Consider the following 21546-nt stretch of genomic DNA (forward strand, 5'->3'; position numbering starts at 1 on the left):
TTTTAACACCCGCCAACTACACGCTTTTGCGTTTTCTTCACAGGTCCGGCAGATTTATTATTTTGAATTAAAACCGGAATTACCGAAACCGCTTTTGTTCTAAAACGATTCTGATAAACTTCATCAATGTTTTTAGGATTTTCAATCGGTTTAAAATTTAATATTTTATCATTAAAAGCATTCAATCCGCCCTGTAAAATTTTAATGTGTTTATATCCAAGTTCCGTAGCGATGATTGCAATTTTTCTTTCGGTCAGTTCATCATTAGCTATAAAGACATTTATTTTATGACGCACTGAAAGTACTTTGTTCGGTTCTTTTTCAAATAAATTATCAAGCGTAAATGATGTTGATTTTGGCAGATTCATTTTTGTGTATTCTTTTTCATTTCTAAAATCAATCACCTGTAATTTTGTATCCTGCTCATCCATTAATTGATATGCAAATTCATCAACAGTCATAACGTCCATTTTATAAGATTGAACAAACTCTTTATTCTCAACAAGCTGAGTAAGTGAAGCCTTTCTTTCAGGGAAAATGAAAGCTGAAAGTGCCATCACAATTCCAACTGCAGCGATACTTATATAATATGGTGTAAATCTAAAAACAGGCTTTACCTCTTTGTTAATTTTATTCTCAACTATTGAAGCAAACCAAAAAGCTGCAAGTGCAAACACTACCATAATAAATGCAAAAACATTTTGTGACATATTTAGAGTTTCAAAAAAACGCGGGCTCCCCAGGTTTGATGTTTTATATAATCCTTCAAATAATGGATAACCTTCTGCAAAAACTAATACACCAACAAAAGCACCTCCAATAAAAATCATAGCATCAATCTTACCAATGGCTGCGGCACAAACACTTGTACCGGGACAAAATCCGCCAACCACAAATCCTAATCCCATTATCAATCCACCGATTATACCTGACCATAGAAATGTGGGATTAACATAAACAAGATTTATATCAACCAACCCAAAATGCTCAAGCCCCATTACACCAATCATTGCAACAATGCCGGCTGTAAAGAAAACGCGAAGCACTGTAAAATCGTATCCGTAAAATAATCCAACTAATTTTTTTGAAGTGGAAAATCCTGCCTGCTCTAAAATTATTCCAAATAAAATTCCAATAATAAGTGCAACTATAAAATTTAAATTATTACTAATAAGATCTGGAACTAAAGGTCCCATAAAATCATCTCCTTCTTATATCCAAAATTTTCTAAAAAAATATGCAAACATATATGCCCCGGCAAAGATTGCAAACATTGTAATTATTCCTCCGGTTGACATAACAGCCATACCACTAAGTGCTGCGCCGCTTGTACATCCGCGACCAAGTTGAGAGCCTACTCCCCATAATAATCCGCCGATTAAGGCACCAGCAACTCTAATTTGTGTTGTCGAGCGTGGTCCTTTTTCCAATTTAAAATCTAAACGATTGGAAATTAATCCTGATAAAAAAGCTCCGATTAAAACACCTGTAACTTCAAACACAAGCCAGCTCATAAGTGGGCTTGAACCGGGATGTTCTTTACTATATTCCTGGTAAAATCTTGTATTCTCTGTATGCGATGGCGCAATAGTTTCTACAGCAGTAACAGCGTAACTTTTGATAGCACCACTTGCGCCTAAACCTCTGCCCGTAATATAAATTGTTGCTATCAATAACAAGCCGAGTAAAACTCCAGCTAAGTAAGGATTCATATATTTTGTTTCTTCCATAAAAACCTCTAATCAATTTTTGTGTTATTAATTTTGATGTTTCAATTTTTTCACCATCATTTTTTTTATGTTCATCTTCAAGTTCTTCAAAACCAGTAAGCATTGCTTTAAGATTTGAAGTTACACTCTCCCCTGTCGTAATCAAATAAAGGTGTGTAATTATAAAAATAATTAATAAAATTGCTGCGATAGTGTGAATGATGGCAACTACTTCTAAAGTTTGAATATTAATTGATTCAATTCCGTGTCGCGATGGATAACGATAAAACATGTAAAGTAAACCAGTGGTTACACTAACGGGAATCACTAATATTTTTAATCCAAAGTAAGTCAGTTTTTGCAGTGGATTTAATTTACTTAGCACTGTTTTCTTTGTTGGATGAGGAGTGTTTCGGAAAATTCCGAAGATATAATAATCTAATTGAGCTTTAATATTTTGAAGTGTTGGTACATATTGTTTCCACTCCCCTGTTGTTAAATGCCAGAAGATTGCAAACACTATCAAAATAATTAACATATATGCTGCAACGTTATGATATCGCACCGCCTCTCTGAATCCAAAAAAATTATAAGTGCCGTGGATTTCAAATCCTGTAAATGCAAGAAAGAAAATTAATATCGCCTGCATCCAATGCCAGAATCTTTCAAAACTTTTATAAATATAAACTTGTTTCTTGCTCATTGTTTTCCTCGTGCATTTAATTTTCTATTGTAAGTAAATCTTATAAAACCGTGAATAAAAATTCCAATGATTGTTAGAATGATTAACCATTTACCGGAAGTATCTACAAGTGAAGAATAATCTCTGCCTGGCATATAAAAATCCGTAAGTTTTGCAAGACGGCTATCTTGTCTTGTATGACAACTGTTGCACTGCAATGTATTTTCAGTCGAAGCAACCATATGATTAACAGGCCAGTACATTTCAGTTTTCAAGAAAGAAATTTTTCCGCTGAATGGAAGATTTGCTTCTTTCATTCCAACCTCTGCTGCTGTTTGCCAATCAAAATCTTTCCAGAATGCACCCTCACCTTTTTCATCAGCAAAAAGTTTTGGCTGGATAAGAATTTTGTTAATCGGATCATAAGGTTGTTTTGCAATATGTATTTTTACTGGAACTATTTTCGATTCATCATCACCATAAGAACCATGAAGTCGATTTAATACAAGTGGTTTTGTGGTATCCTGTATTTTATCACCTTCAAGATAATGCGAAGCAGTGCCGTTAAACCAGATATAATCCGGTGTAACATTTTTTTCCCAAACAAAACTTCCTTTTATAGACATATAAGCGTGATTACCCATACTATCTTCTTCAACATAAGGTTCACCATTTTTTAGCTTGCCCGCTGTTGACCAATCCCAATACATTTTAGTTGCATTGCCTTTTGCGTAAGTTGGAATATGACAGGTTTGGCAGGCAACTTTTAACGTATGTTCATTTAGAATATTATCTTCGTGCGGTGTTGCGGAATGACATTGCTCGCAATTGTTACGATTATGATTCATAGATGAAAGAGAATAAACTTTGCCCGCAATATTATGCTGTTCAGTGGTGTGACAATCAACGCATTGCAGGTTCACTCCATCTGATGCCATGTGAATGTCAATCTCTTTTGTAGGTTCGAACTGCGACATTTCAAGATCACCATGTTTAACATTGTTGCCGCCCCCGCCATAAAAATGACAAACTCCGCAATTAGTTCGTTTTGGTTTTCCAACACTTTGTGCAATCTTATTAAAATCGAGTGTCATCACGGGTGCGCCGCCCTTTTCATTTGCTTTGGCATAAGTTTCAGAATTATCATGACAAACAAGACAATCTATATTTGTTGAATCAGTGAACACAGCCCGTTTGGAATCCATACCGAAACCAATATGACATTTTGCACAACTTTCTTCGTTACCCTGCGTGCCAATGCAGAAATTATTTATTGCATTACCTTTGCCAAGATAAATTATGCCTCGTCCTTGCACATATTCTTCACGTTCCCAGTTCCAGTGATTAGAGTTCATCACTTGATGAGCAGTCATATTATGGCAAGACTCGCAGGCTTTTGTAACCTGCTGAGGTGAAGTAAAATTCTGTTGAAGTGAAGCAAACTTACTATGGTCAACATCTGGTTTATGTTTTTGAGTATATTTTTCTTTCAGTTTCATTAAAGTTGTTGGCTCAAAATCTTTTTGAGATAAAGTACCAACTGCAATAACTATCAATAAACTGATAAATGCGAGAATTAGAACTATCTTTTTCATTTTAACAACTTGATTGTTTAATAAGTTTTTGTTTTAGGCTATAAAATTATTTTTGATTCACCCATTTTTTGAAAACATCAACAAGAATTTCCAGAGAAGATAGAATTTTTCCCATTTCTTCCTCTTTAACATTTTGGAGAATCCTATTATGAAGTTCGTGATAATTTTGCTGAAGATTTGAAATTAGCGGGGCTGCTTTTGGCAAAAGGTTAACGACTATTACTCTTTTATCTTTCAGGTCTAAAGTTCGTGAAATTAACTTTTTCCCTTCCAAACTAGTTAAAATATGCGTTATTCTGCCCGGAGTAAGTTTAAGCACATCACGCAGTTCTTTAATTGTATACACAGGTTTTATTGCAAATAGTTTAAGAAATCTAACCTCTGTTGGAGATAAATTAAAGCTTGAAGCAAAATATTCTTCTTTGATGTTGCAATTTCGAGTTAATTCGCAGATTAACTCAGCTACAGGTTCTATGTTATTTGTCATAATTACAAATCTTTAATTATTTTATACCCTAAAGTAATATTGATCTGATAATTTTCAAAATTATTTTTTGTTTATTTTAATCATTTCCTAAAAAAAAAGAAACAGAAAGTCTTAAAAATCACCATACGAATTAATTTCTAAAAGTAATTGATTAATAAATCCCTATTTTATTACCAAATGGAAATCGAAATATTTTTTTATTTCTTGGTATATTTGTCAAAGCAAAATCAAATTGTTTGTTATAAAAATTAAAAAATGCTTCACGAAGAATTAAACGATAGAGAAAAAACTATTCTACGCTCAATCATCCAGCAGTTTATTTTAACTGCTTCACCGGTTGGATCGCGGAATATTACTAAAAAATTTAATGTCGGTGTTTCACCCGCAACGGTCAGGAATATTATGTCTGATCTGGAAGATACTGGATTCATTGATCATCCGCATACTTCTGCAGGTCGAGTTCCGACTGATAAAGGTTATAGATATTATGTAGATACTTTGATGGAGATTCAGAAACTAAAGAATACTGACAAAGGAATTATTGACAAAAAGTTTGGATCAAAACATTTTAGAGACTGATGAAATACTTAAAATTGCTTCAAGGTTATTAAGCAGTATTACAAATCAAATTGCCTGTGTTACTTATCCTACATTAGACAAAGGTATTTTAGAAAAAATTCAATTGGTAAGTTTAACCTCAACGCGCTTGCTTGTTGTTGTTAGCATTAAATCCGGTTTAGTAAAAACTATTACGTTAGAATTTAACAGCGAAATTGGGAATATTAAACTACAAAAAGTTGAAAACCTGCTAAATGAAAGGCTGAATGGACTAACATTTCAGGAAATTCGTAAAACGGTTAAAGAAAGATTCGTTGATGTTGGAGAAAATGAAAAACCCGTAATCAGACTTTTTATTGATTCGGTAGATAAGATTTTTAAAGACCACCATAAAGAAGATAAGCTGGTAATTTCCGGTGCAACAAATGTTATCCATCAACCGGAATTTGAAGATCCGGAAAAATTTCAGAGTATAATTGAGCTTATTGAAAACAAAGATATTATTATCCATATAATGGATAAACAAAAACTTGATTCGGTAGATAATATTGTAATATCAATCGGCAGTGAAAATGAAGTTGAAAAATTTAACGAGTACAGCTTTATTACTAAAGAATATAAGTTTGGAGAAACTTCCGGCACGCTTGGAATTATTGGTCCAAAACGAATGGAGTATTCAAGAATTATTGCAATCATTGATTACTTATCAAAAATTTTATCGAATGCTTTAACACAAACACCATAAACTATTAAACCGGCTTGCTAATGGCTGGAGGCTGAAGGAATAAAAATCAAATATTTTAATACAAAAACAATACAAACTTAATTACCAAATTTTATATTGGAGAAAATTATTAATGGATGATCAATTAAACGATACAGAAAATAAATCTAAAAATGAAAATGAAATTCCTCCGGAAGAAAAAAAAACTGCTGACACTCTTAACGAATTGAATGTTAAAATATCTCAATTAGAAAATGAGAAAGATGAATTGAAAGATTCGTTGTTAAGAAAAGTGGCAGAGTTTGAAAATTATAAACGAAGATCCGAAAATGAACAGTTAAATCTTATTAAATATGCCGCTGAAAGTTTTATACAAAAAATTCTTACCGTCGTTGACGACCTTGAAAGAACATTAGTCCATTTGGAAGAATCAGAAAATTCAAAATCAATAGCGGAAGGAATTAAATTAGTTTACGAAAAATTCATTCGCATTCTGAAAGAACAAGGAGTTACTCCGATAGAAGCAATTGGAAAACCGTTTAATGTTGACTTTCACGAGGCTATATTGCAGCGGAAAGATAGTTCAGTCGAACCTCACACCGTGCTTGATGAAATCCAGAAAGGATATCTTTATAAAGATAGAGTTATCAGGCACGCTCAAGTTATTGTCAGTGAAGATTCCGAATTACAATCCGCCGAACAGGGTTCTGATAATGCTGCAGAGAACATTTCATAATTTTTTAAAATATTAATTAAATGACAAAAAGAGATTACTACGAGATTCTTGGTGTAAGCAAGAGTGCAACTAAAGAGGAATTAAAAAAAGCCTACCGAAAACTAGCGCTTCAATATCACCCGGATAGAAATCCTGACAACAAAGAAGCAGAGGAAAAGTTTAAAGAAGCTGCTGAAGCTTACGAAGTATTAAACGATGATGATAAGAAAGCTCGCTACGACCGATTTGGACACGATGGACTGCGTAATTCCGGTTTTAGTTCCGAAGGATTTTCAAATGTAAATGATATTTTTTCACACTTCTCGGATATCTTCAGTGGTTCTTCAATCTTTGACGACTTCTTCAATTCTGGGTCTTCGCGTGGAAGGTCTAGACGAAGAACCGGCGGGACCCCCGGTTCTGATCTGCGCGTAAATCTAAAGCTTACTCTTGAAGAAATAGCAACCGGTGTTTCCAAAAAAATTAAATTAAAAAAATATATCACTTGTGATCAATGCAGCGGAACAGGTGCTCATTCAGGGACTTCAACAAAAACCTGTAATGTTTGTCAGGGTAGTGGTGAAGTTAAAACTATTTCCCGGTCTGTCTTTGGACAGTTTGTTAATATTTCAACTTGTTCGAATTGTAACGGTGAAGGAACTGTGGTTGATCAGCCCTGCAAAAAATGTATGGGCGATGGAAGACACTTAGAAGAAGTCACAGTTAAAATTGATGTGCCTGCGGGAGTACACGAGGGAAGCTATATGACGCTTCGCGGTGAAGGCAATGCAGGCAAACGCAGCGGCAGTCCCGGTGATATCGTAGTTGTATTTCAGGAAATAAAACATGAATACTTTATTCGAGAAAATGACGACATCATTTACGAATTATTCATAAGTTTTCCCGAAGCGGTACTCGGCACTGAGGTTGACGTTCCAACTCTTTCAGGAAAGGCAAGACTAAAAATAGACGCCGGTACTCCTGCCGGAAAATTTCTAAGAATGCGAGAGAAAGGGATCAAACATTTAAATCACTCTGGCTCCGGAGATCAAATTGTAAAAGTAAATATTCACGTACCAAAAAAATTAAACTCAAAAGAAAAAGAATTATTGAAGGAATTGCTTGATCAACCAAGTTTTAAAAGTTTAACTTCTGACGAAGAAAAGAGTTTTTTCAAAAGGTTCGGTTTGTAACCTTTATTTAATTAAAATTGGAATGCTGACTAAAATTTCTCGTAAAATCGGTTTTACTCCAACTGAAATAAGAGTGATTTTATTTTTAGTGATTGTCCTTTTGCTTGGATTAGGTCTTAAATATTTTTTAGCTGTTGACCATAAAGCGAGAATTTTATCTACTGACTATTCAATTCAGGACAGTCTTTTCTTCTTTTCAGATAATTCTGATTCGAATATTTCAAAATTATCTAATAAAGTTGTTGATTCTAAATTGGAAGTTTTGGATTTTAACAACCGAGATTTTCAAGAAAAGAAATCTTCTAATATTATTGGTGAAAAAAGTATCAACTTAAACAATGCAAGTATAAGTGATTTAACTTCACTTCCCGGAATTGGAGAAAAAACAGCCGTGGCAATATTAGAGTATAAAAAGAATATTGGTAAATTTAGGAACCTAAACGAACTGATGAATGTAAAAGGCATCGGAGTTTCAAAGTTCAATAAAATTAAAAAATACATTTACATTGATGATAAATAAAAATTAACCTTTCGGAGGAAAAATGTCTTTCAGCGGTAATAAAGATTCGAAATATTTGCACATTGGTTTATACGCAGTAATTGTCGTATTAATTCTTCTTTTGATAAAAGTCGCTATCATTGATCCAAATAATTTGGTTGAATCAGAAAAATATTTCAAGACGGAAACCAGATTGAGAATGATAAATATTAAAGAAGCAGAATTATTATATCAGAAAAAATTTAACCGATTCACAGACAATCTTGATGAACTAATCAATTTCGTCAAAACTGATCCGATAGTGCAGAAAGTAATTACTGGTGTTGATTCGATTTCTAAAAGACCATCCAATCCATTTAAAAATTTGACCAACGGCGTTTTTGTTGCAGATAGCCTACTCCATTCTCCAAAATCATTTAAAAGATTTATAGTTACGATTGATACATCCGCCTCCATTGATACTGTGGTAAATCAATTTGGTAAAGTTAAACGGATTGATTCGACAGTTGTTGTCGGATCAAGATACTTTATCGAGGATCCCGACGGTTACGGCACTTTAGGAAGTTTAACTGACGAAGCATTAAAGAATACTGCTTCCTGGGAGTAATTTATTTTTAGATGTATGGAATTGAAAACCAAACTGGATTTAAGATTACCGGCTCGCAGCTTCAAAAAGTCGAACTGCTTGTTCAAAATAATTTCGCAGTAATTGATCAAATTGATGAGGCGTACTTCAGCGAAACTTTAGATTTTACACTTGGTAAAGAAACAAAGATAAGCGCCCTTTTGCAGGGCGCTTTTAATGAACTCCAAGTCAGGAACACAATACAAAGTGCTGTCGTTTCATTTAGTCTTCCTTACAATCTTTTTCTTTCTGCACTGTTACCATACGATAATTCTTTACTTTCTCAGGATATAATGTGGGAGTTAAGGTGGGAGTTATCAATTCTGTTTCCCACATATCAAATTGATGATTACGTTATTCAATATTTTGAAATACCCAAAAACCAGTATTTAAATAGTAATTTACTTTTCGTTGCTGCTATCCCGCGGAAATTTCTACATATACTTCACAATTTCTGTTCAAGAAATAAATTGAAACTGAAATTCGTTGATTATTCCCATCTTGCATCTGATAGAGCACTTGGTTTAAACTATGCAAACTTTTCAAGTGGATTAACTCTTAGTGTTTATTATGGTAACCGGGTTTTGTCACTTATTTTTTATCTTGATGGAAAACCATTCTATTTCAAAATAAAAAAAGAGATTGATGCTTCAGAAATTGTAAAAAATATTTTAAAAGAAATCGAACCATCGGCGATGCTTAATTTCCATCCGCTTGATTTTGAATCTGCATTTATTTCAGGCGATGATATTACTGAAGCTGCTTGTAAAGCAATCAGTCAAAAAATTAATATTAACCTGACCTATTTTAATCCATTTCAAAAACTACAAACCTCCCCGCTTGTTTCGGAAAATAATCTATTCAAAGAAAAATTTAATTCATTCTCTCCTGCTGTTGGTATTGCGCTTCGTTTAGCTTAGTAAAAAATTACTTATGCGATTAAGAATAATTTCAGGTGAATTAAAAGGAAGATTAATTAATGTCCCTCAATCAAAAGAAATTCGACCAACGACAGACCGTGTGCGCGAAACTCTTTTCAATATTTTAAATAACAAAATTGATTTTGAGGGAATAAAAGTACTCGATCTTTATTCGGGTTCAGGTTCTCTCGGAATTGAATGTATCAGTCGTGGCGCCGGCGAAGTGCATTTTGTTGAGAGAGATTTATTTATTTATAAGAATCTTCTTCAAAACATTTCAAATCTTAAAATTGATGAGCGCTGCAAAGCTTTCAATAATGAGGCTTCTCGCTTTTCACAAAATGCATCACATTTCACTTACGATCTAATCATTGCCGACCCTCCTTTCTTCAAGGATGATATTTATAAAGTCGTTGTAAATCTCAAAGTTAATAGATACTTTTCAGACGAAGGATTTATAATCATTGAAAGATCAATCCAAACAAAATCCCTCGACACAGAAAATTTTTTAACTGAACCATTTAAGATTATCGGAGATGCTTGTCTTTACGAAATAAAATATTAATCCTTTCATTATTAACGTTTTTATATCCTTTATTTATCTACCCGCAGTCTGAAAATTTAATTCGCGAAATAAACGGAATTACTGTTAATGATTTAACTCAGAGCCTTGATAATGTATTTTCTGGCGGTCATAATAATATTGAACATCAATTAATTGATATTGACGGCGATAATGATTTGGATTTGTTCTTTCTCGACAGCGATGGCTACTATGGCTTTTACGAAAATACTGGAAGTGCATTCGACCCAAATTTTGTTCTTGAAGAAAAAATATTTAACGGAATTGAATTTAAAAACTGGTTCTACTTTGTTGATATTGATGATGATAACGATTACGATTTATTCACCGGCGGCGAAGCTGATTACATTAAACTGATTTTGAATACCGGAACAATTCTTTCTCCTGAATTTACTACGCTGGAGGATACGTTACTCAGCGCGGATAATTCTCCAATACAAAGTGAGTTCGGCAGTAATCCACTTTTTTATGATGTTGATTCTGATGGAGATTTCGATTTTATCTCCGGTAACTCTGCCGGCACTGTAACTTTTTATGAAAATATTGGAACGGTTAATAATTATAGTTTCAAGTTTGTCACAAATCTGTGGCAGGATTTAATTATCATTTCTACCCTCACCTCGTTTGAAAAACACGGCGCAAGTTCTCTTGAGTTTGCCGACATTGATAATGATTCTGATCCGGATCTTTTTTGGGGAGACTTTTTTAGTAAAAGCATCTATTTCATACAGAATGATGGAACTGCAACGATTCCTGATATGTCTGTTCTCTACAATATCTATCCTCAAAATGCAGACAGCATAAAAACCAATGGATTCAACATGCCGCGGCTTGCTGATATTGACGGAGATAGCGACCTTGATTTGTTTGTCTCGGTTTTATTCGACCCAACGGTTCCACAAGGATTAATATATTATGAAAACCAGGGAACAATTTCCACAGATGATTTTCATTTCGTTACAAAAGATCTTTTAAAAACGCTTGATGTTAAAACCAACAGCGTTCCATTTTTTGTGGATATTGATGACGATTCCGATCAGGATTTATTCATTGGCTCGCTTGATAATCCTTTTGGAAAATTATTTTATTTCGAAAATACCGGAACTGAATTACAGCCTGAATTTACTTTAAGAGATTCTTCTTTGATTGATCAGGATTATTCTATTTCTCTTTATCCTGCATTTGGTGATTTAGATAACGACAATGATTACGATTTACTTATTGGAAATTTTGACGGCAAGATTTCTTTTTATGAAAATATTGGAAACGGAAATTCCGCAAATTTTTTATTTCGTGAATTGATAACGAATAGTTCCGGAAGTACAATTGACATCGGCACATTTGCACGACCCTTGCTGCTTGATGTTGATTCTGATAATGACCTCGATCTAATTTGCGGAAAATTCAGTGGAAGATTTTCCTACTTCCGAAATATTGGCACTCCCCTTTCGTATAGTTTTGAGGAAGACACAAGTTACTTCAGTATAATTGATATTGGTGATAACAGCAACCCATTTCTGATTGATTATGATAACGATGGAGATTATGATTTATTTTCCGGCGATCATAATGGATTTATAAATCACTTCCGAAATGATGGAAACAATATTGATCCTATTTGGATATCAGAATCAAATAATTTTTTAGATACCGATTTAGGTATTGATGTCGCTCCTTTTTTTATTGACATTGATAATGATTCTGATATTGATTTATTTGTCGGCAATGCTAAAGGCGGATTATTTTTTTATCGAAACAGTTTAATTACAAATATTGAAGCCGGGCATTTACCCGAAGTTTATAAATTGAATATTGAGGCTTATCCGAATCCATTTAACCCTGAAATAAATTTTATTTTAAATGGAATTTCTAATCAGGATAAATTAAATGTTTCTATATTTAACATACTCGGTGAAAAATTATAGAATTGTATAATGCTTCACCATCAAAAAATAATTTGAATCTTAAATGGAATGCCGGTAATTTTTCTTCAGGCATTTATTTAGTTCGTGTTTCCTCTTCGACTCAAAGCGAAATTAAAAAAATAATATTATCTAAATAAAGGAATCGTAATGAAAAAAGTTACTTTGGTACTTTTGGTGTTTATTGTCATGTCGGTTATTTCGTATGCACAAATTGTTGATGTTAATTTGATTAGCCATCTCGATCAATACACAACAAAAGATTACAGCGATATCTGGGGTTACGTAGACGATAACGGAATTGAATATGCAATTATGGGTGTTGAACATGGCACCACTATCGTTAGCTTGCAGGATCCTCAAAATCCGGTTGAAGTTGCTTTTATCACCGGACCGAACTCAATCTGGCGTGACATAAAAACCCACAGCCATTATGCATATATTGTTACTGAGGGGACGAGTACAGGTAAAGGATTACAGATAGTTGATCTTTCTCAACTACCTGCAAGTGCTACACTTGTAAATACAGTGAGCGCTTATTTTGACAGAGCACACAATATTTATATTGATAATGGTTATGCTTATGTAATCGGAACAAACTTTGGCGGGCTTCATATTCTTGATTTATCAAATCCTACAAACCCTGTTCAAACTGCTTACTACTCCGGCAGCAGTTATATTCACGATATTTATGTTTGGAATGATACTGCAGTGGCAGCGGCGGCTGATTCTTATGACCTGCTTGATCTTACTAATAAAACTGCCCCCTTCAAAATTTCTGAAACAGGCTCTGCCACACCAAATGGTATTTATGCACACAGCGGCTGGATGACTGAAGACAAAAGATATTTTATTGCTTGTGAAGAATTTGACCAACGCGATATCATGGTTTGGGATATTCAGGATAGAACAAGCTGGGAGCTTACAGTTCCGATGTGGCAAATGACTGGAACAACTCCTGTTCACAATTTATTTATCAAAGGAAATTACGCTTACATTTCTTATTACAAACAGGGACTTGTAGTACTTGATATCACCGATCCAACAAATCCATTTATGGCCGGGTGGTACGATACCTATACACCAACAACCGGAACTTACAACGGAGCATGGGGGTGCTATCCATATTTACCTTCAGGAAATATTTTAATCTCGGATATTAATTCCGGTTTGTGGGTTCTTGATTTTTTACTTGATCCTACTACACCAGTCGAACTAACTTCATTTACTTATTCATTAAACGACTACAAAATTAATCTTGAATGGGTCACAGCTTCCGAGATAAATAACAGCGGCTACGATGTACAAAGATCAACCGACAAAATAAACTGGCAGAAGATAGGTTTTGTTCCCGGCAAAGGAACTACAACGGAAAAGTCATCTTATACATATACAGACTTCTCTCCTCTGGCGGGGAAATCATTTTATAGACTAGCTCAGATTGATTTTGACGGAACAATAAATATTGAAAAAGAAATCGAAGTTGATTTTCTTTCACTGCCAAAATTTGAGCTTGCTCAAAACTATCCTAACCCGTTTAATCCTTCAACTAAAATAAGCTTTACAATTCCTGATCAACAAAATGTTACTTTGAAAGTTTTTAATTCTCTCGGTGAACAAATTTCAACTTTAGTAAATGAAATAAAACCAGCGGGAGTTTATACTGTCAACTTTGATGCTTCCGCACTTCCATCCGGATTGTATGTTACACAGCTTCAAACAGGGAATGATATTCAGACAATTAAAATGAGTTTAGTAAAATAATTTTTTAAATAGAATGACGATGAAAAAATTTATTCTTCTTACCGCTGTTTTCTTTTCAGTAATTGTTAGTGCGCAAGTTAATGTTGAATTACTAAGCCACTTCAATCCATATCCAAGCTCAGGATATAATGACATATGGGGCTACGTTGATCCAAATGGAAATGAGTATGCGCTGCTTGGAGTTGGAACCGGCACCTCAATTATTAATGTAACCGATCCCTCAAATCCTGTGCAATCTGCATTTATTCCAGGACCTCAATCAATCTGGCGTGATTTAAAAGTGCACAGTCATTATGCTTATGTTGTAACAGAAGGTACGAGCACAGGCAAAGGATTACAAGTCATTGATCTTTCAGGTTTACCATCTACCGCTGTACTTGTAAATACAGTTGATGATTACTTCGAACGTGCACATAATATTTTTATTGATAATGGATACGCATTTGTTATTGGTACTGACGGCGGCGGCGGAATGCACATACTTGACTTATCTGATCCGATTAACCCGGTGAGGACAGCTTATTACTCAACCAGCAATTACATTCATGATGTTGAGGTTTGGAATGATACTGTAGTTGCCTGTGCCGAAAATAAATATGATTTGATAGATATAACAGATAAATTCAATCCCTTTAAGATTTCCGGTTCCGGAAGTGCAACCCCTCCCGGAATTTACGCCCATAGCGGATGGATGACTGAAGACAAAAGATATTTTTTAGGAACGGAAGAATTTAACAATGTTGATATTACAGTCTGGGATATTCAGGATAGAAGCACATGGGATTTGGTAGTACCAACGTGGGAGATGCCGACAAGTTCTACGGTGCATAATTTATTCGTGAAAGGAAATTATGCTCACATATCTTATTACACTGATGGTTATGTAATACTCGATATTTCTGACCCCACCCATCCTTTGTTTGCCGGGCAGTATGATACGGAGGAAGCCTGGGGCTGTTACCCTTATTTACCAAGCGGGATTACTTTAATTTCTGATATGCAAACAGGTCTCTATGTAGTCCAATTTACACCTGCTGACTTACCACCGACCATTATTCATCAACCAATAGAGAATGTCCTAAATAATAATGACGTGACCATCACTGCTGATATACTGGATAACAATACCGTAGTTGCGGCGAATCTTCATTACAGAACATCTCTTAACGGCGGAACAAGTAATTGGAATGTTGTTACTGATACCAATGGACCAACAAATGATACTTTTGAATTCATAATTCCGGGGCAGTCATTTCAAACCTTAGTTGAATATTATTTAGCCGCTGCTGATGACAGCGATCGGGTGACTACATTACCGGCTGGTGGTTCGGGCATTGATCCGCTTGGTGAAGTACCACCCCCAACTTTTTTTTCTTATCTCGTTTTAAATCCTGGCTTACCGATTATTGATTCTTTTACTCCTTCCGGAGATACAACAATCGAGAAGGGTGAAACAATCCATTTTGAGGTTACTACTCATGATACAAGCGGATTGGACATTACTTACGAATGGTTCAAAAACGGTGTATATGGCGGCAATCAAAATTTTTATGAATACCGAAACTTATTTAATCCCCCGCCTGCTGTTGATTCAGTTCGAATTAGAATTTCAAACGGATATTATGCTACAGAAAAAAATTGGTTCGTTACCGTTACACTTCCGACAGATGTGAGTGATACTCCAACTGAATTGACTTATAGTTTGAAGCAGAATTTCCCTAATCCATTTAATCCTTCGACTGACATTAAATTTTCGATTCCACAAAGTGAATTCGTAAACCTTACTGTTTATAATCTCATCGGGCAGAAAGTTGCTGTGTTAATTAACGAAAATAAATCAGCGGGAAATTATTCGTATAGATTTGATGCTTCGGCTTTGCCTGCCGGAGTTTATGTCGCCAAAATAAGCGCAGGTACTTTTAATAAAACAATTAAAATGATTTATCTTAAATAGGAAGTGTATGAAATACAAACAACTTTATTTATTCGTCTCAATTATTTCTTTGCTTGCTCTGGTATCCTCTTGTTCTGACAACACTCAGACTTTAGGACCTGTGATAGATGCAACCAATAATGGATTTGAAACTTACGAAGTTGCAAAAGTATTTGCAGAAAAATGTGCAATACCGGAATGCCATTCGTCCGATAATCCGCAGCATGGATTATCATTCGCAAATTATTATGATATGCTGAACGGCTCAATCAATCGTCCGCTGGATGATACAAGTCATCATCACACTCCAAAAATTCTTCACGATGATGAGAGTGTCTATGGAGGCAGTCCCGTCGTCCCGTATGATACTTCGTCAAGCTTACTATATAATTTGATCACCGGTCATATCGAAGATGCTGACTTAAAAATGCCCTACCTTTTAGATCCATTAACAACTGCTGAAATTGAATTGATAAAGAATTGGATATTAAATGGTGCAAAAGATTTTCAAGGGAATGTGCCTTTTACTTCTTCAGATTATATTTATGCATGCAGTCAATTCGGTGATAAGATTTTAGCAATTGATCCAGCCTCTAATTTACTTGCAAGAACTATTGATGTAAATTTTAGTTCAGTTGAAATTGACCAGCCGCATAATGTTAAAAAATTTGGGAACTATCTTTATGCTTCGATAATAACTGCAGGAAAATTTTTAAAGATTGATATTCCAACCAACACCATTGTGGGAACCGTTGAAGGATTACAGCAGCCCGGAATGATTGAGATTTCTTCGGATGGAAAGAAAGCTTATGTATCTAAATCAGCGACGGCAACAGGAAATAATAATGAAATTTATTTCATAAACACAGAGTCAATGACACTTGAGGAAACTTTTCTTCTTCCTGAAACAGGACTTCCTCACGGCATGGCAATCAGCAGCGATGATAATTTTCTTTATGTTGCTAACATGACAAAGGATAAAATTTCCATCGTTGATTTAACCACAAATGATTTTGTTGATAATATAAATTTATCCTCCTCCGGTTTACTCGAGAACGAACCTATGCATCTCTATATTTCACCTGATAACAATTATCTTTATGCCTGCTGCAGAACTTCAAGTAAAGTTTTAATTATTAGTACTTCAACACGACAAATAATTCAGAGTATTGATATTCAAGATCACCCAATGCAGGCAGCAATTTCGGAGGATGGGTTAACTATTTATGTTGTATCACATCACGAACCAATTGTAACAACTATTACAAAAAGCCCAACAAGCGAAACCTGGACTAAAACTCTTGAGTATGGCGATCCTGCATTTCAGCATTTATACGGCGCGGACTTGAGTGCAGATGGAAAATACCTTTATATGACTTGCTCAAATGAAGAGAATGATTTCGACCCTCATTATTCTATACCCGGAGTTGAGAGACAATCTTTGCTTTGTGTTTATGATACCGAACTTAACGAGGTTGTAAAAATCATTGACCTTGGAAGTTACGCAACTGGAATCACAGCGAGGTAAACTTTCAGCCTGAGATTTCTGATCAAGTTCACACTTCGACGGCATTGCCACTCAGTGTGACAGTAATAATTTTCTTGAAAAATCATAATTAAAAACAATTCCTGTTACGTATTAGGCAAGTTGATTCTATAGAAGAGCAAACCGTTAAAACGGTTGGCAGTTAAATATTTATTAAGTTCTCAACGGGATTAATCCCGTTGAGAATGTAAATCGAATCATGATTAACCGTTTCAACGGTTTCATAGTTCAATTAATAAACCTGGGTATTTAGAATTAGATAACAACATTCGATATTTTTACAGTAAAATTATTTTGGATAGATTTATGAAAAATAATTTTTCGCACCGCTCATATTTATTTTTATAACTGACTTGCCATTATTTTTTATTAGATTTTGGTAAGTCAGTTTTTTTTATCATCAAATGGTAATGAAATGAGAAAAGTAATTTACCCAGCACATTCGATCCTGTTACTTACGGTCATATTGATATAGTCAAAAGAGCTAGTGAACTATTTGATTGGGTGGTGGTAACGGTTGCTGTTAATCAATCCAAGCAGCCATTATTCTCAACTGAAGAGCGTCTTGAAATGCTAAGGGGAAGTTTGAAAGAATTCAAAAACATTTCTGTAGATTATTTTGACGGCTTGGTGGTTGACCATGCACACAGCGTTGGTGCCACGGGCATTATCAGGGGTCTGCGTGCTGTAAGTGATTTTGAATATGAATTTCAAATGGCGTTGATGAATAGAAAATTAGCCGCAGACATCGCAACAATATTTTTAATGCCGCACGAGAAATATACATATCTGAATTCATCCATTGTCAGAAACCTTGCAAGTCTGAAAGCCGATGTGAGCGAGTTTGTGCCTGCGATTGTTAAAGAAAAATTGAAATTGAAATTCACTTAATTTTATGCGGGTATCTCTAAAAATCTTCAAAGTTTAATATCAAGGTTTTAGAAGTTACTTTAATGTCAAACATCTATAAATAACTGAAGTTACACAAAACAGTAAATAATGAATGTCATGAAGCTGTCTCATAAGACACAATTTGTCATCCTGAGCTTGTCGAAGGATGACGATTAATTTATATATCAAAATCACACTTCGATGGTGGCAATGCCACCACTCAGTGTGACAGTAAAAATTACTTTTGAGACAGCCTCATCCACTGTTCTAAAATAAACGAAAAATGGATAGACCTTAAAATTCATTTTGCGTAACTTCAGTAAATATTTTGAGCATGTATTTAATTAAATAACTGATTATGTTTCGGTAGAAAAATAAATCATCTTCTTTATAAATACTTTGGAGAAACGATGAAACTATTAAACTATTTCTATCATTGCCTTCTTTCTTTCATTCTACTTTATTCTACCTCTCTTCCACAGCAAATAACCTGGCTGCATACTACCGGACCTGTCGCTGAATCAATAAAATGCTTCTCAGTTTTACAGGAAGGGACTATGCTTTGCGGCACAGCTTCAAATGGAATTTATATATCGAATGATTTCGGAAATAGCTGGAGCAATTCGAGCACCGGGCTTTCTGCTTCCGATGTTAATTCAATTTACAAAGCACAGAGTGGAACTGTGTTTGCAGGACTGAATGGCGGGGGGGTTAATAAATCAACTAATTCCGGTGAAAGCTGGGAACAGACTGCGATTTCCCTATTAAGCATAACTTCAATATCAGAAAATTCATCGGGAGATATATTTGCCGCAGGCTGGGGTGCAATTTATAAAAGTACGGATGACGGAGTTAGCTGGGATACCTTATCCAATGGATTACCCTCTGCAGATTGGATTGAAGCATTAGTTATAAATACTTCGCAAAGAATAATTTGTGTTACCGGAATAAATGGAGTCTTTTATTCTGATGACAATGGAGAAAGTTTTATATCATCGGGTTTATCCGGTGTCGAACTTAATTCAATTGTTAAAAATCCTTTTGATTATCTTTTTGTTTCAAGTAATGGAAGCGGGGTGTATAAATCCACAGACAATGGTTTGAACTGGACAGAAGTAAACAGCGGCTTAAATGATCTATTCGTTAACACTCTTTGGAGCGACAATAATAATAATCTCTTTGCCGGATTAAAAAATGGAAGAGTTTATCTTTCAATTAATAATGGAACGATATGGCAGCCGATCACTACTGCTTATTCACTATCCGAGGTAAATTCAATTCTGTCTGATTTAAGTCAAAACGTTTTTGCCGGGACAAATCTTAATGGAATTTTTTGTGCTTCTGAGGGCAGCTACAAATGGAATCAATGCAATGAAGGATTGAAATCATCCGAAGTTATAAATTTGCTTGCAATAGACAGCACTCAGGTTTTTGCTGCTACCAATCTTAATGGAATTTTCAGAACATCAAATAAAGGCGGTACGTGGATAAATAATGCACTGCAAGGTAATATTGGAATGACATTATCATTAAGCAATAATAAAAATATTTACGCCGGACTTTTTGCCGAGATTGGGTTCTTCGGTGATAAACTCCGCTCAGATGATAACGGCTATTCGTGGATTTCAATAGGTGCGGGGCTTCCAATAGAACCGGCTTATGATTTTGCTTTTACAAAGCATGATGAGGTTTACACTGCTATTGCTGGCGCAAGTGCTGAGATTTATTACTCTTCAGATTCAGGCAGCAACTGGAATAAAATCAGCGGTTCACTTTCTAATCCTGTTTATTCAGTTGCGGTAAATTCATTGGGGACAATATTCGCCGGCAGCAATTCAGGGATAATATATCGCTTAGCTGCGGGTGCGTTAAATTGGACTGAACTTGATGTTAATTCACCAAACGCTGCAATTACGAAAATAGCAGTTAATCATAAAGATTATATTTTTGCAGTATCGAACACAGGCGGGGGTATATTTCGTTCAACTGATAACGGAAATAACTGGCAAAGTTTAGCAGCAGGACTTTTAGATACGGTTATTACATCAATTTATATTGACCCGAATGATTTAGTCTTTATTGCTACAAGCACACAGGGAGTTTACTACTCAAAAGAAAATGGAGATACATGGATACCAACGAGTTCATTAATTCCATTACCGAATGTAACTTCACTTACAATGGATGATGAAGGCTATCTCTATGCAGGCACAAGATTCAATGGTGTTTATAGAACTTTCCAAACGTTAACTGATGTTGAAGATCAGCCGGCTGCTTACCCATCGGAGTTTTTACTTGAGCAGAATTACCCCAACCCGTTTAATCCGAGCACTAAAATAAGGTGGCAGGCGCCAGCGGGCAGTTGGCAAACTTTAAAGATTTATGATGTCCTTGGAAACGAAATAGCAATACTTGTAAACGAATATCGTGAAGCAGGAAGTTATGAAATCAATTTTGATGCTTCATCATTTTCGAGCGGTGTTTATTACTATCAGTTGAAAGTAGGAAATTTTATTGAGACCAGGAAGATGATTTTACTAAGGTGATAAAGTTGTGTCTGTGACAAAACGGCAAATACGACTTAAAAATTTAACGTAGGTATAATAGCAGTACAATAGGAGTGAAATAGGTGTATAATAGGTAAGCAATAGGTGTTTTGGCTTAAAACGTTAAAAAAACGAACTTTTTAAAAACACTAATTTTAGTTTCTGCTAAAATGGCAGAGGGATTAGATGACTGTTGAGGGAAGCAGGAAATTGGAAGGTGGGAAGTATGGCAATTTGGATCCAAGGCTAGAGCAAACCTCGCGATTTGTTTTGTAACCTTGGGGGTTTTTGATAACTCATCCCCAATGAGGCTATCTCAAAAGTAATTTTTACTGTCACACTGAGTGGCACTGCCATCGAAGTGTGAATTCACTAGGGCATTACCAACAATCTTCGATGGCATTGCCACTCAGACTGACAAAATTGGACTTTTGAGACAGCCTCGATTTTAACAAGTTGATTTCATTGATATATTCTTTTTTAACGGCATTGCTCATAGATAACCTCAAAATTGTTGGTTACCTATATTATGATCCAACGACCTTTTTCTTAATCTCCTTTGGTTACTTTATTTTTGAACTACTGCGTCTTTCCAGCCCAAGGATTATAAAACATTGTTAAAACTTTAATCTTTTGTTATTTTAATTAAGTTGT

Annotated in this window: 19 protein-coding genes and 1 pseudogene; 15 read left to right on the top strand and 5 right to left on the bottom strand. The window is 35.0% G+C overall.

The window, feature by feature from the left end:
* Positions 1-2: 2 nt before the first annotated feature.
* The 5 genes and pseudogenes from IPH11_02765 to IPH11_02785 form a co-directional block, all read right to left on the bottom strand.
* On the bottom strand, positions 3-1196 hold the full coding sequence (locus tag IPH11_02765) for a YeeE/YedE family protein (protein MBK6912632.1): 1194 nt from the start codon (positions 1194-1196) through the stop codon (positions 3-5).
* A gap of 15 nt (positions 1197-1211) precedes the next feature.
* Entirely contained in the window at positions 1212-1730 is a 519-nt protein-coding gene (locus IPH11_02770; protein MBK6912633.1) for a YeeE/YedE family protein, read from the bottom strand.
* Between the two features lie 40 nt (positions 1731-1770).
* Positions 1771-2412, bottom strand: a pseudogene (locus tag IPH11_02775) (cytochrome b/b6 domain-containing protein).
* Positions 2409-3986 (bottom strand): tetrathionate reductase family octaheme c-type cytochrome, encoded by a 1578-nt coding sequence (locus IPH11_02780; GenBank protein ID MBK6912634.1) that lies wholly within the window; start codon positions 3984-3986, stop codon positions 2409-2411. The pseudogene IPH11_02775 and the gene IPH11_02780 overlap by 4 nt, the downstream one beginning before the upstream one ends.
* A gap of 46 nt (positions 3987-4032) precedes the next feature.
* Positions 4033-4473: a MarR family transcriptional regulator gene (locus IPH11_02785; protein MBK6912635.1), complete on the bottom strand. Its 441-nt coding sequence runs from the start codon at positions 4471-4473 to the stop codon at positions 4033-4035.
* A gap of 255 nt (positions 4474-4728) precedes the next feature.
* On the opposite strand from IPH11_02785, the gene IPH11_02790 reads away from it, so the two are divergent.
* The 15 genes from IPH11_02790 (at position 4729) to IPH11_02860 (ending at position 20892) form a co-directional block, all read left to right on the top strand.
* Positions 4729-5052: a hypothetical protein gene (locus IPH11_02790; protein ID MBK6912636.1), complete on the top strand. Its 324-nt coding sequence runs from the start codon at positions 4729-4731 to the stop codon at positions 5050-5052.
* Positions 5015-5776: a heat-inducible transcription repressor HrcA gene (locus IPH11_02795; GenBank protein MBK6912637.1), complete on the top strand. Its 762-nt coding sequence runs from the start codon at positions 5015-5017 to the stop codon at positions 5774-5776. Before IPH11_02790 ends, IPH11_02795 begins: the two co-directional genes overlap by 38 nt.
* A gap of 112 nt (positions 5777-5888) precedes the next feature.
* The gene (grpE, locus tag IPH11_02800) at positions 5889-6491 is read left to right on the top strand and encodes a nucleotide exchange factor GrpE (GenBank protein ID MBK6912638.1); all 603 of its coding nucleotides are present in this window, start codon (positions 5889-5891) and stop codon (positions 6489-6491) included.
* Positions 6492-6511: 20 nt separating this feature from the next.
* The gene (gene dnaJ, locus IPH11_02805; protein ID MBK6912639.1) at positions 6512-7663 is read left to right on the top strand and encodes a molecular chaperone DnaJ; all 1152 of its coding nucleotides are present in this window, start codon (positions 6512-6514) and stop codon (positions 7661-7663) included.
* Between the two features lie 22 nt (positions 7664-7685).
* Complete coding sequence (locus tag IPH11_02810; GenBank protein ID MBK6912640.1) at positions 7686-8183, top strand: helix-hairpin-helix domain-containing protein; 498 nt, start codon at positions 7686-7688, stop codon at positions 8181-8183.
* 22 nt (positions 8184-8205) lie between these two features.
* Entirely contained in the window at positions 8206-8769 is a 564-nt protein-coding gene (locus tag IPH11_02815; protein ID MBK6912641.1) for a hypothetical protein, read from the top strand.
* A gap of 11 nt (positions 8770-8780) precedes the next feature.
* Entirely contained in the window at positions 8781-9707 is a 927-nt protein-coding gene (locus tag IPH11_02820) for a hypothetical protein (GenBank protein MBK6912642.1), read from the top strand.
* Between the two features lie 13 nt (positions 9708-9720).
* Positions 9721-10272, top strand: coding sequence for a 16S rRNA (guanine(966)-N(2))-methyltransferase RsmD (rsmD, locus tag IPH11_02825; protein ID MBK6912643.1), 552 nt, complete (start codon positions 9721-9723; stop codon positions 10270-10272).
* Positions 10248-12215 carry a VCBS repeat-containing protein gene (locus IPH11_02830; GenBank protein MBK6912644.1) on the top strand — a complete coding sequence of 656 codons (1968 nt, stop codon included), beginning with the start codon at positions 10248-10250 and terminating at the stop codon, positions 12213-12215. Before rsmD ends, IPH11_02830 begins: the two co-directional genes overlap by 25 nt.
* Before the next feature lie 2 nt (positions 12216-12217).
* The gene (locus tag IPH11_02835; GenBank protein ID MBK6912645.1) at positions 12218-12352 is read left to right on the top strand and encodes a T9SS type A sorting domain-containing protein; all 135 of its coding nucleotides are present in this window, start codon (positions 12218-12220) and stop codon (positions 12350-12352) included.
* A 10-nt stretch (positions 12353-12362) separates the two neighbouring features.
* Entirely contained in the window at positions 12363-13976 is a 1614-nt protein-coding gene (locus IPH11_02840; GenBank protein MBK6912646.1) for a choice-of-anchor B family protein, read from the top strand.
* A 19-nt stretch (positions 13977-13995) separates the two neighbouring features.
* On the top strand, positions 13996-15930 hold the full coding sequence (locus IPH11_02845; GenBank protein ID MBK6912647.1) for a choice-of-anchor B family protein: 1935 nt from the start codon (positions 13996-13998) through the stop codon (positions 15928-15930).
* Between the two features lie 7 nt (positions 15931-15937).
* Entirely contained in the window at positions 15938-17437 is a 1500-nt protein-coding gene (locus IPH11_02850; GenBank protein ID MBK6912648.1) for a beta-propeller fold lactonase family protein, read from the top strand.
* A gap of 483 nt (positions 17438-17920) precedes the next feature.
* Positions 17921-18346, top strand: a complete 426-nt coding sequence (gene coaD, locus IPH11_02855; GenBank protein MBK6912649.1) for a pantetheine-phosphate adenylyltransferase — start codon at positions 17921-17923, stop codon at positions 18344-18346.
* Between the two features lie 410 nt (positions 18347-18756).
* Positions 18757-20892 (top strand): T9SS type A sorting domain-containing protein, encoded by a 2136-nt coding sequence (locus IPH11_02860; protein ID MBK6912650.1) that lies wholly within the window; start codon positions 18757-18759, stop codon positions 20890-20892.
* Positions 20893-21546 lie beyond the last annotated feature (654 nt).

The organism is Ignavibacteriales bacterium, from assembly GCA_016709155.1.
Classification (GTDB): Bacteria; Bacteroidota; Ignavibacteria; order Ignavibacteriales; family Ignavibacteriaceae; genus JADJEI01.